Origin of the sequence: Kribbella sp. NPDC058693 (assembly GCF_042715335.1) — a bacterium.
GTDB lineage: Bacteria > Actinomycetota > Actinomycetes > Propionibacteriales > Kribbellaceae > Kribbella > Kribbella jiaozuonensis.
On sequence record NZ_JBHXSQ010000002.1, the window covers coordinates 679,266 to 694,842 of the forward strand.

Genomic DNA, 15,577 nt, shown 5'->3' on the forward strand with positions numbered 1-15,577 from the left:
GAACGATCATGGCGGATACGACAACGCGGGAGCAGGCGCAGTCACGGCTGTCGGAACTGCAGCGCGAGTACGAAGTGGGACAACGACGCCTCCAAGAGGTCATGGCCCAGGAGGTGACGCTTCGCGAGACCCTGCTGCGGATCAGCGGGGCAATTCAGGTCCTCGAAGAACTGACCGGGCGACCGAGCGACGAACCGGCACCCGCCATGGCTTCGACAAACGACGGCGGCTCCGTTCTGAAGGTCGGTTGATGGCCGAGCCGGTCGTCGTCGTGAGCGGAACTGTTGGTTGTGGCCACGCTGGGACGATCAGCGTGGCCACGGTTTCAACGCGCCTCACGGTCGGCGGTAAGGGCGTGCTCCTGCTGGGACAGGAGGCGGGCCTGGCATTCCTGCCCGCTGCACCGCCAACAGCCCCCGTACCACCGCAGTGTGCACATGTGACGACGAGTCAGGTTCCGTTGCCTGCTCCCTGCATCACCCAGTCCGCCTCGTCGGGGACGGCCACCAAGTTGACGGTCGGAAAGGTGCCCGTGCTGCTGAGCTCCGCGCAGGGCACGACTACCACGCCGGTGCCGAATGCCGTCCCGCCGACGAACAGCACGTGGTCCGTGTCCAATCCCGGCCAGACCAGGCTCGCCGCGGTCTGACCTGCAGCCGAGGCCCACAACGAAAGGTCATGCCGTGAGCGTCACCCCGATCGTCCGTACGCAGTACTGGAACCTGTCCACCGACACGATTCGCAGCGGCTCGACGAATCACGGCGAGAGCTTCACGGACGTGGAGAGCGGGCTTCTGCCCATATCCAGGGCGACTGAGTCGAGCCTGCACTCCTGGGGTGTCGCGGATGGCCTGGCCGTGTCGGCGGTGCTGGATACGGCGGGTCTCACCGTGGCACCCGGCGCTGCTCTGGACTCCCTGGGCCGGATCGTCGCGCTGGCGGCGGGAGGTGAGGCCATCGTGGATCCGGCGGTTGATCCGGGCCAGATGGTCAACGTGCCGACGGTGTCCGTCGGTGACAGCGGTCTGATCGTGCCGACCGACTCGGCCGGACCGGGTCCTCTGCTGCTGACGGTCGCTTTCCGCGAGGTGCAGGATCAAGGGCTGCTCTTCAACGCGCCGGTGCTGGTTCATACGCCGTGGCTGCGGTTGATGGGGCCTGACGACGTACCGGACGACGGACGCATCCTCGTCCTGGCGACCGTGACTCTGGGGCCCGGCGGGGCGGTGACCGCACTGGATGCGGGTCGGCGTCACCTGGCCGGCCTGCCGGCGGGCAGGCTCGAGCTGCGCACTCCGATCGCCACGGGCGGTCCAGCACCTGGTGTGTCGCAGCAAGAAGGCGCTGCGCTCGCCATCCCCGCGAATGGCGGCCTCCTGCTCAGTGCACGCTCCGGCGGATCGGACGTCCCCCTACTCTCTGTGGACGCCGCCCTTGCTTCGCTGTCGCTCCTGTCCGGAGGGGGACGCGTGTCGGTCGCTGTGCCCGGACCTGCGCGTACGACGCTGCACGTCGAGGGAGAGCCGGTGCACAGCGGCGGCACGGGCGGCGGGTTCTCATTCGCCGACCGGGCGGTCGGCTCCTATGTCGACGTTCCGGCAGCGGGGGAGCGCTGGGAGTGGTACGCGTCGGCCGGCGCGGCACGGCTGTGGTCCGGTACCGACGTACTGACCATCGACGTGACCAACAAGCGGCTCACCCTGCCGGCCGGCGGACAGTTGGCGATCAACGTCGCGGGGGAGCCGCAGCGCATCGTCCACGTGGAGGGCAGCGAGGTGCACAGCGGCGGCCCGGTCGGCGGGTTCTCGTTCGCGGACCGGGCCGTCGGCAGCTTCGTCGAGTTTCCGGCCGCAGGGCAGCGGTGGGTGTGGTACGCCAACGGCGGAAGCGCCAAGCTCTGGTCCCGGCAAGATCTGCTCACCGTGACCCCGGGACTGAACGGCGAGGTGGAGTTCGGCCGTCCCGACGCGCCGGCGACGCTCTCGCTGTTCGGCTCGCGGATCTTCGACGTCGGCGGCGGAGTCCTGGCAATCCAGTCCGGCGGGACGGTCGTGTCCTTCAACGGTGGGGACTCGGTCGGCATCGGTACCACCAGTCCCGGTGGGCAGCTCGGGGTCGAGTCGACAGGTGTCGCGATCTCGGCCACGAACTCGCAGGATGGACTGTTCAGGTCCGCCGTCCAGGCCATCGGTATGACGGGTGTGTTTGCCCAGGGCCGCAACACCGGAGTCTGGACCTCCGGAAACTCGTTCGGCCTGGTCGCAGCTGGACCCACCGCGGGACAGTTCTTCGGCGACGTCAGCGTGACGGGCACGCTGCACAAGGGCGGAGGGGGCTTCCGGATCGATCATCCGCTCGACCCCGCGAACGCCTACCTCTCACACTCCTTCGTGGAGTCTCCGGAGATGCTCAACGTCTACCGCGGGACGGTGACGACGGACCTGGACGGTAACGCCACCGTCGAGTTGCCGGCGTACGTCGAGGCGCTGAACGCAGACGTGAGCTATCACCTGACAGTGCTTGGCGGCGCGAGCCCCGTCGGCGTGACGCAACCGCTGCAGGGCAACAGATTCAGCCTGCACACGGACCTGCCCGGCGCGCAGGTGTGCTGGCTCGTCTTCGGCGTACGCCAGGACGCGTGGGCGCAGGCACACCGGATCCAGGTCGAGGAACCCAAACCCGACGATGCCCGTGGGCGGTACCTGCACCCGGACCTGTTCGGCGAGGGTGCGGCACCGGTGATCCTGAACCCCGAGCACGAGGCCATGCTGGCCGGCCGGTTCCCCGGCGGAGACTGACCGGAGGTCTACTCGCCGAGGAACTGCCGGAACTTCGCTTCGATCGCCGCGCGAGCACGCTGGTCCGCAGCACGGAGTGCGGCGGCGACGTCCGCTGGGAACGGAGGTTGATGCTGCTGGATGAACTGCTCGACGGTGAGGCCCCGCTTCACGTGCTCGTTGACGAAGTCGCGCAGTGGCAGGTAGTTCTGCGGTACTTCGTTGAGGATCTCGTCGCGCTGTAACGGTGTGAGCCGGCTGAAGCGCGGATCTCTGCCGATCTCCGATCGCGACATGATGTGGTCGGCCTGCCAGGTCTCGCGGGACATGGGTCCGCCAGTGGTCACATCGACCGCCAGGTCGTTCACCGGCGCAAGCACAGGATGATCCTTCGCCAGCTCCCGAAGGTTGGTCATCGCCAGGTCCTTGCCGTACTCGCCGGGCGCAGCTCGCCTGAGCTGTTCCTGGATACTGCGGTTCAGGTTCTGTACTTCGGCGGCGAGCTCGGTGGTTGTCCGCTCGAGTGCCAGGCTGATGTCGCGGAAGTTCTCGAAGCCTTGATCGCCGGGGCGTGGGTCGGAGAATCGGGCGCGTTGACCGAACGCCTTGGTTGGCGAAGGCAACGTTGTCGTCTCGGCCTGGGCCCGGAGACGGGCGCGGATGTCGACGAGAACCCTCTCCAGTTCGGCGATCGACTCCGTGGCCCGCGACACCTCGGCGGCCTCGCCGCGGGCGAGAGCGAGGCCGCGCTCGAGTCGGGCGGCCTCGCTGCGAGCAGTTGCCAGTGCTGTCTGAGCTGCGTCGACGAGAGCCTTGGCATCCGCACCGGGCGTCTCTACCTGCCAGCCCTTGGCGGTGGCGAGATTCTCGTGCGCCTGCCGGAGGGCGTCGGACGCGGAGTCTGCCTCGGTCTGCGCTCGCGCGAGTGCCTTCTGTACCTCGGCGGTGCGGTCACCGGCGCTCAGCATCGCAGCCGTTGTCGAAGGCAACGGACGTGGCGGCGACAGCAGCTGCGACTCAGGCAACGCACCGGGCGCAACGGACGCCTGAGCCGGATGCGGCGTACCGGCGGCCGGCAAGGGCTCCGGCGTGGGCGTCGCGGCAGGGAGAGGTTCCGGTGTCGGGGTTGGCGCTGGTAGAAGCTTCGGTGTCGACGCAACAGGTAGCGCCTTCGGAGCGGCGGTGGCGGCCGACACGGGCTCCGGTGTGGCGGCGGGTGCCGATAGGAGCTTGGGTGGCGGCCCGCCTGGTAGCGCCTTCGGTGCGGGGACGGCGGCTGGCAGCGGCTTCGGTGCGGTGGTTGCCGTGGGCAAGCGTGTTGCGGTCGGAGTGGCCGGCAGCGACCTCGGTGCCGGGGTGACTGCGGGGACGCGCCTGGGCGTTGGGGTGGGTAGTGGCTTCTGGGCTGGTGTGGATGCCGACCAGTGGCCGGTTGCGGGGTCCGGGGCGAGGTCGATCGGCGGCCGGGCGGCTCGGGGAGTGGCGGCGGACGCGCCGGTAACCCGAGGCGGATCGAACACCTCGGTGCCGTCCTTGAGCACGGCGCGCCGCGGACCGAGCGGCACCGGCGGCGCCCGGTCGAGGGTGGCTGCGACGTCCCCCTCGAGCTGTGTCGCCGGACCGGCGGGCACATGGAGGACACCGGCGATACCGCCAATGATCCCGGCCGCTTCCAGGAAGCTCCCGCTGCCTTGGGGCGGAGCCGTCGCCAGCGGTACGCCGGCGTGCGACGCGGCGCGCAGGTCGTCCAGATGAGCAGCGTTGGCCGCCGAGTCGTGCACCGTGACGACCAGTTGCGCGGCGCGAGCGGCCCAGCCGATGGGGCCGAGCGCGAAGCTGAGGACCAGCAGGATGCCGTCGAGAAGCTCGCGCTTCCACGACTTTCCAGGCTTGGTACGCCCGTCGCGGATGACCTGGGCCTGTACGGAATCAGCTCCCGCGCCCATCTGCTCGAGGGCCTGTCCGACGACCTCGTCGAACTCGAGGACGAGATCCGGATCCTCGGCGAGCCGCTCGCGAGTCTTCGTGACGTTGCCGAGTTGGGCCTCGGCGTTCTGCAGCAGGACGTCGCGCAGAAGATCCGGAATCTCGACCGCGACGGCCGCGTGCAGAGCTACCGGGCTCATCAGGATCCGGTGCGCGTCGAGGATCCGCAGGAACTGCTGGGGATCGGGCGGGCGGCCCTGGCGGAACGGGCGCAGCAAGGTGGCCAGCCGATTGCACTCGGCCACGCTCGGGTAACGCCCGAGGGCCTCACGCAGAATTTGCTCGCTGACGTTCAAGGTGTCCAGGGCGATCACCCTCGAGCGTCGGGCGACCACTACCCGCAGCGCCCGTACGGCATCGTCGAACTCGTCGATCGACTGCAGATGAGCCGCCGCAAGACCTTTGTCCACAGCCGCCTGCCGCTCGTACCGGATGGCGGCGAACTCACCGGCCAGCTTTCCCGAACCGCGCGGCGTGTGCTCGAGCCGGACGATGTCCCGGTACAGCGACCCGGTGCCGGCCAGGGTCGCCATCGCTGCTCGCTCCTGATCGGGCTGAACCGTCTGTTGCGCCGCGGCGCGCTCCTTCTCCCGCAGTTCGGCCCGGGTGACGGTGCGCGGAGTGAGGCGGATCGCCGTCTCTGGAGTGCCCATCGGCAGCCACTGCTGGCGTTCCTCCGACCACACGCTGATCCGGCCGTCCTCGTTGACGTCCCAGATCTGGCCGCTGTCGTCCGTCACATAGCCCATGTCTTCGGCGGAAAGTTCCCCGCTTGCAGCGTCCGGGGCAGGTGCCAACTGCCGAGCAACCGCATGATTTCCGGCGCGCCGCTGCAGATTCAGCACCTCAGGGTGGCGGCTCTGTTGCCCGCGGCGTGACGGCGCCTGCCGGCCTCCCGCCCGCTTCGCCGACCTCGCCGAAGCGGCCACCTCCACTGGGGTAACTGCCATGGCCCGGTCTTACCCTCCCCTGCCACACCCGCCTGCCGACGTCACCGTCCAGCCGCAGATCCTCTTTCAGATCGTACGGCGCATCGCGAAATATGGCGCCCTTCAAGACCCGTCGACACCGCCGCGACAGTACGTAGACTGATTGGGGGGACGGCGTTGTTCGCCGGCGATCCATCGGATCGGGGAACACTATGCAATGGTTTGGCAGTAGCGATTGGGAGATCGAGGCGACTGTCGGTTCCAGATCGCTGGCTCACGTCGGCAGCGTGAAATCGTGACCGGTCAGGGGGCGCGGATTGCTTCGGTTTCGGCGAGCCGCGTGGGAGCACGGCAGCCGGTGGCGCCGGCGCGGCACCTCACGCAGTCAGCCCCTGGTTCGCATGCGGCGCTATTGCGTCTGCAACGCGACATGGGCAACCGTGCGACAGTTGGGCTGATCGATGCTGTCCAGGTGTCGCGGATGCCGACCCCTGTGCTGCAGCGCTGTGGCACGCACCCATGCTCGCCCTCCGGATGCGACGAAGCATACGAGCGCGGCGTCGCGCCGCCTGTCGTAGACCGTGTGGTGCACTCGGAGAGCAGGTCGCTGGACCTGTCGGCGCGCACCAGAATGGAGGCGCTCTTCGGTCACGACTTCGCCGACGTCCGGTTGCACACGGGTGTCGAGGCCGCCGGATCTGCACACGCCGTAGGTGCGGCTGCATATACCGTCGGCAACCATATCGTTCTGGGCGCCGGGTACGAGCCTGGGAGCCGAGCGGGAGAACAGACGCTGGCGCACGAACTTGTCCATGTGATCCAGCAACGGCATGCCACCGGACCCTCGGTGGCGGGCGAGACCCCGGTGCTTGACATGGCGGACCCGCTGGAGCGAGAGGCACACGAGTTGGCCGACAGCCTTACCTTCGGCCGTGACTCCGACGTGACGGGGCGGGCGGGCCACCAGGCGGTGCACCGGCAGCCTGCCTCGCCGCGGCCGGCATCGAGCGGTGTCCCTGCGATGCTGGCGCCGACCGAGCTGCCACGCCCGCCGGCTCTCCCAGTCGATGGTGCCTTCCAGTTGGTTCCCGTTGAAGGCGGTCCGCAGGCCTTGCTCGACGCCATGCCCGATGGCGTGCTGATGCAACTGGTTCCTGGCCAAGGTCTGCAGCCGGTCGCCGAGGTGCGTGCTGAGTGGCCGAAAGCGCTTGAAGTCGCGGGCACGGGGTCAGCTGGTGCCCTGACGGGCGCCAACAGCGTGCTCATGTCTCAGGGCTTTGCCGCCGCAGGACCCAACTCGATCGGCGTGATCGCTCTGCCGCAGATTCGGACGCCTGCTGTGATCGACCTTGCGCGTCCGCTGGACCGGCTGGGGCACACGGCGGTCTACGTCCGGCAGAACGGCAGGATCGTCTGGGCGCGTGGCTTCGGTCCGAAGATGACGGCAAGTTTCATGCTGCGCCCTGACGCCGCCAGTGAGGGATTGGCGGCCGTTCCTGGCTTGGTAGACAACGACATCTCGATGTTCAAGTCGACCAGCGCGCGGACAATCGAGTATCCGATCGACCCAAGATCAGCGGCACAGATCTTGGCCGAACATCCCACCGGTCCGGGCGGGACGGGCGGATCCCCGACCTCGTGGACCGGCAGGCCGAACATCTTTGCCAGCAAGGGTCAGCCTGCCTCAATGTGCACGAACCAGAACTGTGTCATGTACGCGATCGAAACAGTCGAAGGGCATCTTGGCGGTCCGGTCGGGGAACTGGGAACGGGCTCGATCATCGACATTCCCACGAGCAAGACGCCTCCCGGTCTTGCTCGAGGTACAGCGAGCCAGGGAAAGCTGTACCAGCTGATGGGCGAGGCCGAGTCCGGCGCGACTCATCTCAGCCGGCCGCCGGGCGCAATCGGACCGGCCGTGGCAGGCCGAATGCCGACTGCGTTGCGATACATCAAATGGGGCGGTCGTGTGTTCGTGGTCATCGGCATCGTTGCCGGTGGCTACGAGGTATGGGCTGCTCCCAAGGGTCAGAAGGTTCGTACCGCCATCGGTGTTGCCGGCGGATTTGGGGGCGGCCTCGCTGGGGGTGCACTCGCGGGGGCGGCGGCGGGACTCGTCTGCGGCCCAGGCGCACCGGTCTGCTCACTCGTACTCGGCATCGGAGGGGGGCTGGTGGGAGGCGTCATCGGCGCACTCGCGGGTCGAGCCTTGTTCGAGGGATTGTTCGACGATCTGACGGCTAGCACTTCGTCATCCGGTCCGCCATGCCCCTCGTGCCACGCCCAGATGAGGAGCTACGAGCGGGCGCGGTCGACGAGGCTCCAAACGATGACACTGCTGACGACGGAGCTCGCATCCACAGCCGGCGGCACAGTCGGTGGGCACCCAACGACGTTGACAGACTCCGAGATGAGGTCGCTCGAACAATTCCTCAAGGTCGGTGCTGAGCATTGATCGGCCCGCTGTACGCAGCGGACTAGCGCCGCAGCTTGATCTCCAGGGCCTCCGAGACACCGCTCTTGAGGAGTTGGTCGCGGACGTCGTTGACGGCGCCGTCGTCGTGCCCGGCGGAGACGGCGTCTTCGAAGCGGCGGTAGAGCTTGGGGTCGGTCGCCAAGTAGAACGCGAGCTCCTGACCGACCTGGCCGAGGTCGGCCGGCACCTTGTCGGCAGACGTCCCCAGGAGCTCCGCCAGTCCGTCGTCGAGGGGATTCGGTTCGTCGGCCGCAGCGGCGAGAGATGGTTGGGCACCGCGAACAGTGCCCTCGAAGAGATGACCGAACGTGGTGAGGCCGCCGCGTGCCAACGGCACGTGTTGGGTCGCGGTCGGTGCGAGCGTCGGTACCGTCCGGCCGTTCGGCAGCTGTGCAGACAGCAGTTTGTCGGCATTGACGAGCCCGCCGCCGAACTGACCGGACGGCCAGCCCGGGACCGGGGTCGCGGTGTCTCGCAGCAGTTGCGAGAACGTCGACGCGATCCGCTCCTTGCCGCCGCATGCGTTGATGATCTTGTTCCGGCCGTGCTTGGCGAGCCACAGGGCGGCGATCCCCGCGACGGTGGCCACGGCGTACGACGTACCTGACCCCTGGCTCACGTTGTCGAGGGAATCGTCGGCGTTCGCGGCTGCGTGCCACACCCGGTCGCCGGGGGCGGTGATGTCTACCGCACGTCCACGTGATGAACCCTTCCAGGTGCCGAGCTCGGCATCACACGCGGCGACCGCCACGACTTCGTCGTACGCCGCAGGGAACACCACGAAGCGCACACAGTTGCCGGCGGCGGCCAGCACGATGACACCTCGGCTGGTCGCATAGACCACGGCGTCGTGCAGACGGTCGCTGCTGAGGCCGCCCATGCTGATGGAGATGACGTGGACGTCCCGGTCTGTCGCCAGCTCGATCGCCCGGGCGAGGTTGAGGGTGTCGAGGATGACGACGCTGTCGGATACCCGGAACGGGATCAGCGTGGCGTGCGGCGCCGTACCGCTGACCGCGTTCTCCGGATTCCCGTCGGCGGCGCCTCGCGGACTGACGATGACGCTCGCGGTACCCGTGCCGTGCCCGCCGTTCTGCCACGGGAAGGTCTTCTTCAGTTCGTCCTCCGGATCGTCGTCGTTGTCGACCAGGTCGCGGCCGCTACCGGTCTGCAGGTTGGCCGCAATCTCCGGGTGGCGTCGGTAGCCGGTATCCGGGTGGCCGATGACGACTCCTTCGCCCGGCTGGGCGCCGGCGAAGTGGTTCTGCCAGGCCAGCGGAACGCTGGCCATGTCGATACTCCATTCGTGATCCCTGGCCGCGGCGAAGTCCTGACCACTGCCACAGCCGAAGCTCGGCAGACCGAAGGCGGCGGTCGCTTCCTCGTCGCCGTCGAAGCCCCATTCCGGACGGTCGGTGACCCAGGCCTTGAACAACGGCTCGGCGCTCGCGATGCCTTTGTGCGCACGAAGTTGGTAGGTCCGATCCCATGCATCGCGTGGTCTCAGTGCACTTTCGGAGGAAGTCACCTCGAACTGGTTCTTGCGGTCTCCGTAGTTCGTGGCCTGCCAGCCCTCGCCGAGTACGTCGTGGATCGCACGATCCACTTTCTGCTGCGCGGCGCGACCGGTCGTCTTGACGGTGAAGGCCTGGAGAACCGGACCGGGGTCCTGCTCGTTCTCGTTCATGTGTCCGCGTCCAGATCAGATCGTGGATGTGGCGATCAAGTGCTCGAGGACCCGTCGGGTCTTGCTGACCTGGCTGTCGTCGACCGGCAATTGCTTCTGCTGCATGAACGCAGTCAGCGCGGCCTGTGCGGCCACGGCATTCTTCGGCTTGACGAGGATCGACAGCTCCAGAAAATCGAGTTCGTCGACGCGCCAGCGTTCGCCTCGCACCTTTGACGTCAGGCCGTCGACGGTGATTTCCCCGAAGCGGGTGGCTGTGATCGGTGGCAGCATGCTGACGGCGGCGAGATTTACGCGGCCGACGCTGCTGGTGGCCAGGAAGTCGAGTTGTTTCTTGCTGAACAGTTCGGCGACCTGTCGGCCATCGGCCAGCCGCGAGTCCGACCACTTCACGGTCATCGACGCCGCAAGCGACCGCTTCTCGCCCGCCCAGTCCGCCTCGATCTTCAGGTCCTCGAGGTTGTCTTCGTCGGCATCGACGTTCTCGAAGTACTCCGGATCGAGTTGGGACCAGCGACTGGGCCGGAGCTTGATCGTCGAGTCGCCGGTCGTCGCGGTCTTCCCACGCACCCGCAGTACGACGCCGATGTCGAGCAACGCCGTCGACGCCGCGGCGTCGGTGACGTCCTCACAGAACACAACCGTCCACGGATCAGCGCCCGTGAGTCCGAGGCGTTCGACGGCCTCCTCGACGTGCCGTGCCGGGGCTGCCGGATCAGGCGCATCGGCCAGTGTGACCTTGATTTCCACCTTCTCTGGGCGCACCTCGCCCACCCCCCAACAAGTACGCCGGCCGGACCCGCCCCAGGTTAAGTGGCCGCACTCAGATTTCTACCCTCCTCTGAGTCCTGACCACCGTCAAGGTCGCAAATGTTCGACTCTCCGGCCGCGCTGATAACAGACCGTCTCGCGGGCCCGGCAAAATCCATTCCACTCGCTGGACAGGTGAATCATGTCCGCTTATCAATCGATTGTCTGTATTTTGCACACGGTCTTGCGTGTTTTCGTGACGAGTGGGACGCTCAAATTGACGCATTGCGTCGCGGGGGCATCATTCGGCTCGGTTTGAGCCAGGGGGAACGTCGTCGGCCGCTGGGGGAGGCGTGCTGGCGGCGCTTGAGGTATCGCGCGGGCCTCGTCCGACCTTTGAGCTGGTGCCGCCTTCGGGTGCGGCAGGTTGGGGAGGGTCTGATGAGTCGGACGCTGGCGGTTTTCTTCGATATCGGGGACACGTTGGCGAGCGCGGTGATGGAGGGGACGCACCTGTCTCGCCTCGACGTCTATCCGTTCGTGCCTGAGGTTCTGGCCAGGCTACGGGCCGGAGATGTCGCGCCTCCGGCAGCGGTCGGTCTCATTTCGAACACCGGCAGCGAAACCGCAGTCACGATGAACAAGGTGCTGGGTGCTGCCGGGTTGCTTGCTCTCGTCGACGCCGAATTGTGCCTCTTCAGCTCTGTCGAGGGTGTGAACAAAACACAGCCCGAGATGTTCGAGCGCGCCCGCGATCGGATGGCGCTACCTGCCAGCAGGTGCATTTTCGTCGGTGAGGACTTGAGGGAGCGACGTACGGCGGAGTCCGTCGGATTCGGCGTCTCCCCGCACCCGCTGCACGCGCTTCATATGGTCGCGGCCGATTTCGCCGTACCTCCGCAGCTTTGACCGGAAGGAAAGACCGCCATGCCCGCAATGCCGACAGAACTCGGGAACGGACTGAATTCCGTTTCCTTGCATGGTTCGGACGAGTCCTGGACCGGAGTGATCCAGGAATTGGAGCAAGAACAGGCCGCGCGGCCAGGTTTGCGTCCGGAGGGCGCCGACTCGGCGAGCGAGGTCGATCCGGAGACCGCGGCGCGTCGATTCCTGGACCAGGCTGTTGCCAGCGCTGATGTCCCGGCATTCACGGCGCCGTCGGGCAACCGGGACCGCCAGTTCAGGACGATCGGCACCGAGACGGTCCCGCTCACCGGAACCCGGACAGTGAAGTTTCGGCAGGTGCTCGACGACATCCCGATCTACGGATCGCTCGTGACGGTCGAGCTCGACGATGCGAACAGTCTGATCGGCATCGACGCTGCGCTCGGCGAGCCGCAAGGCGTCGACCCGGTGGCGAGCGTGTCGCCGGCTGCTGCCGTCGAAGCTGCTGCGGATGCGCCGGACGGATATCGGCCCACGCTCACCAGCGTCGTTCCGCGGTTGAACTACTACTACGACGTCAAGAACACCCGTTGGCGGCTCGTCTACATCCTCGAGGATGTGCCGGTGAGTTTGGATCGGAGTGTTGAGGCATCGGGGGATAGCGACACTGCACTGGAGCCGCCGCACTTCGTCGACTATGTGGTGGACGCACATGACGGTGAGGTTGTCACGATCCTGCCGCGGACGCCGAGCATTGCGCCGGTGGAGCAGACGGCAGTCGACTCCTTCGGCGTCAAGCAGACGTTCCTGGTGTCGCCTCAGGCCGGCCAGTTGGTGATGGTCGACCCGGAGCACAAGGTCGAGACCTACGACTTCGCGTTCCAGGACCCGACGGTCGATACGTTGCCGGGCCGTTTGATCAGCGATCCGCCGGCGTGGACGCCGGCCGGTGTGAGTGCGCACGTCAACGCGATCGCGGTGTCGGAATTCCTCCGCATGGTGCTGCGACGGGACAACATCGACGGCCATGGCGGGACCATGAGGTCGACCATCAGTTGTGTGGTCCTGGAGGACAGCCCAGGCCCCGAGCAGTGGGTCAACGCGTTCTGGAACGGCGAGCAGATGGTGTACGGCCAGGTGTTGCGCGGCAACGGGCTCCGGTCGCTGTCGGCCAACGTCGATGTGGTTGCCCACGAGATGTTCCACGGCATCACCGACCACACAGCCCGACTGGAGTACGCCTTCCAGCCGGGGGCGCTGAATGAGTCGATGTCCGACATCTTCGGCGTGTATGTCTCGAACCTGGGCAATCCCGATCCGCGGCATTGGGGCTGGGAACTGGGTGAGAACCTCCTGCCTGGCGACGAGCCGTTCCGGGATCTTTCAGATCCGCCGCGCTTCGGGCAGCCGGATCACATGCGGGACTTCAAGGTCCTGCCCGACACCAGGAAAGGCGATTGGGGCGGCGTGCACGTCAACAGCGGAATCCACAACAAGGCTGCCTTCAACATGTTCACCGCGGAAGACAACGCCGGCAATCTGGTCCTTGCTCCGGATGAGGTGGCCGCAGTCTTCTACCTCGCGTTGACGCAGCGACTGTCGCGCACCTCCCAATTTGCAGACAGTCGGCGCTTCACGGTCTCCAGCGCACGAAGCCTGTTCCGCCTGCTGCCTCCGGACGAGCGCGATCGCAAGGTTGCGGCGGTCGACGGGGCTTTCGCCGCGGTCGGCATCGTCTGACCACGCAGCTCGAGATAGGGGATTTCTGATGAACGAAGATGGGCTCTTCTCAGTGGATGCGGTCAATCTCCGGCGTGGAGCGACGACACCGGTCGTGAGTGCGCTGCACGCGTACCTGGGCCGATTCGGCTGGCTCCGGGTGCCGGGGCAAGAGCGGGTCGTGGCAGACCACGACGTGTTGCCCGAGGTGGAGCCTGGTCGTTTCGACGAAGGCACCGAGGCCGCCGTCACCGAGTTTCAACGTTTCTATGGTCTGCCGGTGACGGGCGACCTGAACCCAGAGACCGTTGCCCTGATGCGCCGGCCCCGATGCGGTGTCCCCGACAAGCCTCCTGGGCGCCACGCCGGGCCGGCAGAGTTCGCCGCCTTGGGGACGAAGTGGCAGAACCTCCGACCGGGCTATCACTTGAACAGTGGCACTGCCGATCTTTCCAACGCAAGCGTAGAGAACGCGCTTCAGTTCGCCTACCGGAGCTGGTGCCTCGTCGCGCAGATCGCGGCCCGCCGCGTGTCGTCCGGCGCGGACATCGAGGTCAGATTCGCAACCGGTGATCACGGCGACGGAGCAAACAATGCGTTCGACGGGCCGGGAAACGTACTGGCACATGGCTTCTCTCCACCCTCGGGAACCGGCAGCGCCATCGACGGAGACCTGCACTTCGACGACGACGAGACGTGGACGCGTGACCTGCCGCCGACGGGAATCGACCTCGACACTGTCGCCCTCCACGAGGCCGGCCACACACTCGGTCTCGACCATTCGGCAGTGGCCAGTGCGGTGATGTATCCCTTCTACGGTGGGGGCCGCCGTACGCTGACCGACGACGACGTCGCCGGGATCCGCTCGCTCTACGGGACGCGCGAGCGGAATGTCTTCAGCGACTTCGACGCGGCTGTCGAGGGTGAAGGACCTTTCCACGGCAAGGGGTACTTCTTCTACGGTTTCCGCTACCTGCGCTACGACTTCGCCGACGATCTGCCGGATGCCGGCTACCCGCTGCACATCGTTCCGCTGTGGCGGGACCTGCCGGACGGCTGGGGCTTTCCGCGTGGGTTCGACGCCGCGCTGAACGGCCAGGACGCGTTCGCCGGCAAGTTGTACCTGTTCCGGGGCGACCAGTACGTCCGGTACAACTGGGCCAAGGACACGACGGACCCCGGCTATCCGCTGTCGATCGCCGCCGAGTGGCATGGATTGCCGGCCGAGTTCACCTCGGGCCTCGACTCGGCTGTGACCGGCAAGGGACCCTTCGCGGGTAAGGCCTACTTCTTCAAGGGCGATCAGTATGTGAGGTACGACTGGGCGACCGACCAGACCGACCCCGGCTATCCGAAATCGATCGCGGCTATGTGGCCCGGCTTACCGCCGGACTTCACCTCTGGCATCCAGGCTGCGATCAATGGCCAGGGAGCCTTTGAGGGAAAGCTGTACCTGTTCAAGGGCGGGAACTACGCACGCTACGACTGGGCCGCCGACCGCGCGGATCCAGGCTATCCGCTGCCGATCGAATTCAACTGGTTCTGAGAGCCCGGCTGGGCGCGTCGGACAACGAAGGGGGAACCACGATGGCTCAACGGGATGACATCGCTCACCTGGCCGGCAGCCAGGTCCGCTTCGCCGCTGACATGGCCCTGGAAGACGTCATGCAGCGTAGGCTCCGCTATCACCTGCTTCGCCTCACTGTCGTCGGCGTCACACAAGAGGACCTCAAGGACCTCGGCGAACTCGCCCGCCTGGCATTCGAGGACTCCGACGTGAGCGCCCAGGCGGCCAGGATCATGGAGCGCGCCGGCGCGAGCCCGCTGGCGTTCGCCATCGCCGACATCGTCCAGCAGACGCCGCGCACGCCAGGCCCGCTCGGACCGCGGGCCGCAATGCTCGGCGCTGTGCTCGGCGCGTACGCCTCATTGCGGGAGGTCAACGACGTCGACCAGGTCGTCGTCGCCGTCTTGGGCGCTGTCGCCGGTGCTGTGGCCATGACGGCGAGCAACTTGCTCCTGAACAATCTTGAACAGGTGGGGGAGGCGGAGTATCTCCGCATGGACGACTGACATTTAGCGCTTTCTGGCGTCCTCGAAGGCGGCTCAGGACCGGCGAGATGCTCGCCCAGCCGCAGAGCAGGTGCGGCCGTTCTCAGGGATGCAGGAAAGACGGAGTTGCCGCAGGCGTGGAGATCGTCGTACGCCAGGACTTTCAGGTTCTCGCCGACCACGCCGGTGTTGTCACCCGGCCATCCGCAGTATGCCGACCTCGCGTGCGACACCGCCCAGCGCGACAAGATCGCCGCGGCCGATACCGTCATGAAGAGGTTGCGGCAGGCAATTGGATGCCGACTGGGTCCCGTGG

General features: G+C 66.9%; 11 protein-coding genes. 8 read left to right on the forward strand and 3 right to left on the reverse strand.

Annotated elements, in window-relative coordinates:
• Positions 1-8: 8 nt before the first annotated feature.
• The 3 genes from ACFWUU_RS12850 (at position 9) to ACFWUU_RS12860 (ending at position 2,798) form a co-directional block, all read left to right on the forward strand.
• Positions 9-251, forward strand: coding sequence for a hypothetical protein (locus tag ACFWUU_RS12850; protein WP_380175306.1), 243 nt, complete (start codon positions 9-11; stop codon positions 249-251).
• Between the two features lie 188 nt (positions 252-439).
• Complete coding sequence (locus tag ACFWUU_RS12855) at positions 440-649, forward strand: hypothetical protein (RefSeq protein WP_380175308.1); 210 nt, start codon at positions 440-442, stop codon at positions 647-649.
• A gap of 34 nt (positions 650-683) precedes the next feature.
• The gene (locus ACFWUU_RS12860; RefSeq protein WP_380175310.1) at positions 684-2,798 is read left to right on the forward strand and encodes a hypothetical protein; all 2,115 of its coding nucleotides are present in this window, start codon (positions 684-686) and stop codon (positions 2,796-2,798) included.
• 8 nt (positions 2,799-2,806) lie between these two features.
• Here ACFWUU_RS12860 and ACFWUU_RS12865 read toward each other — a convergent pair whose 3' ends face one another.
• Positions 2,807-5,512, reverse strand: a complete 2,706-nt coding sequence (locus ACFWUU_RS12865; RefSeq protein WP_380175312.1) for a hypothetical protein — start codon at positions 5,510-5,512, stop codon at positions 2,807-2,809.
• Positions 5,513-6,173: 661 nt separating this feature from the next.
• On the opposite strand from ACFWUU_RS12865, the gene ACFWUU_RS12870 reads away from it, so the two are divergent.
• Entirely contained in the window at positions 6,174-8,147 is a 1,974-nt protein-coding gene (locus ACFWUU_RS12870) for a DUF4157 domain-containing protein (protein WP_380175313.1), read from the forward strand.
• 22 nt (positions 8,148-8,169) lie between these two features.
• Here the strand turns inward: ACFWUU_RS12870 and ACFWUU_RS12875 are convergent, their stop codons facing one another.
• Together ACFWUU_RS12875 and ACFWUU_RS12880 are read right to left on the reverse strand one after the other, a co-directional pair.
• Positions 8,170-9,855: a S8 family serine peptidase gene (locus ACFWUU_RS12875; protein ID WP_380175315.1), complete on the reverse strand. Its 1,686-nt coding sequence runs from the start codon at positions 9,853-9,855 to the stop codon at positions 8,170-8,172.
• A 15-nt stretch (positions 9,856-9,870) separates the two neighbouring features.
• The gene (locus tag ACFWUU_RS12880; RefSeq protein ID WP_380175317.1) at positions 9,871-10,620 is read right to left on the reverse strand and encodes a hypothetical protein; all 750 of its coding nucleotides are present in this window, start codon (positions 10,618-10,620) and stop codon (positions 9,871-9,873) included.
• A gap of 105 nt (positions 10,621-10,725) precedes the next feature.
• Between ACFWUU_RS12880 and ACFWUU_RS12885 the strand changes: the two genes are divergently transcribed.
• The 4 genes from ACFWUU_RS12885 (at position 10,726) to ACFWUU_RS12900 (ending at position 15,282) form a co-directional block, all read left to right on the forward strand.
• Positions 10,726-11,514: an HAD family hydrolase gene (locus ACFWUU_RS12885; RefSeq protein ID WP_380175319.1), complete on the forward strand. Its 789-nt coding sequence runs from the start codon at positions 10,726-10,728 to the stop codon at positions 11,512-11,514.
• A 96-nt stretch (positions 11,515-11,610) separates the two neighbouring features.
• A complete protein-coding gene (locus tag ACFWUU_RS12890) occupies positions 11,611-13,230 on the forward strand; it encodes a M4 family metallopeptidase (protein ID WP_380175321.1) in 1,620 nt (539 codons plus the stop codon).
• A gap of 28 nt (positions 13,231-13,258) precedes the next feature.
• Positions 13,259-14,755: a matrixin family metalloprotease gene (locus tag ACFWUU_RS12895; protein WP_380175323.1), complete on the forward strand. Its 1,497-nt coding sequence runs from the start codon at positions 13,259-13,261 to the stop codon at positions 14,753-14,755.
• 41 nt (positions 14,756-14,796) lie between these two features.
• On the forward strand, positions 14,797-15,282 hold the full coding sequence (locus tag ACFWUU_RS12900; protein WP_380175325.1) for a hypothetical protein: 486 nt from the start codon (positions 14,797-14,799) through the stop codon (positions 15,280-15,282).
• The last annotated feature ends 295 nt before the right edge of the window (positions 15,283-15,577 follow it).

Excerpts from the sequence above, each read along its gene's own strand:
- ACFWUU_RS12850 (WP_380175306.1), top strand. The coding sequence starts at position 9 with ATGGCGGATACGACAACGCGGGAGCAGGCGCAGTCACGGCTGTCGGAA.
- ACFWUU_RS12865 (WP_380175312.1), bottom strand. The coding sequence starts at position 5,512 with ATGGGCTATGTGACGGACGACAGCGGCCAGATCTGGGACGTCAACGAG.
- ACFWUU_RS12870 (WP_380175313.1), top strand. The coding sequence starts at position 6,174 with ATGCCGACCCCTGTGCTGCAGCGCTGTGGCACGCACCCATGCTCGCCC.
- ACFWUU_RS12875 (WP_380175315.1), bottom strand. The coding sequence starts at position 9,855 with ATGAACGAGAACGAGCAGGACCCCGGTCCGGTTCTCCAGGCCTTCACC.
- ACFWUU_RS12885 (WP_380175319.1), top strand. The coding sequence starts at position 10,726 with ATGTTCGACTCTCCGGCCGCGCTGATAACAGACCGTCTCGCGGGCCCG.
- ACFWUU_RS12895 (WP_380175323.1), top strand. The coding sequence starts at position 13,259 with ATGAACGAAGATGGGCTCTTCTCAGTGGATGCGGTCAATCTCCGGCGT.
- ACFWUU_RS12900 (WP_380175325.1), top strand. The coding sequence starts at position 14,797 with ATGGCTCAACGGGATGACATCGCTCACCTGGCCGGCAGCCAGGTCCGC.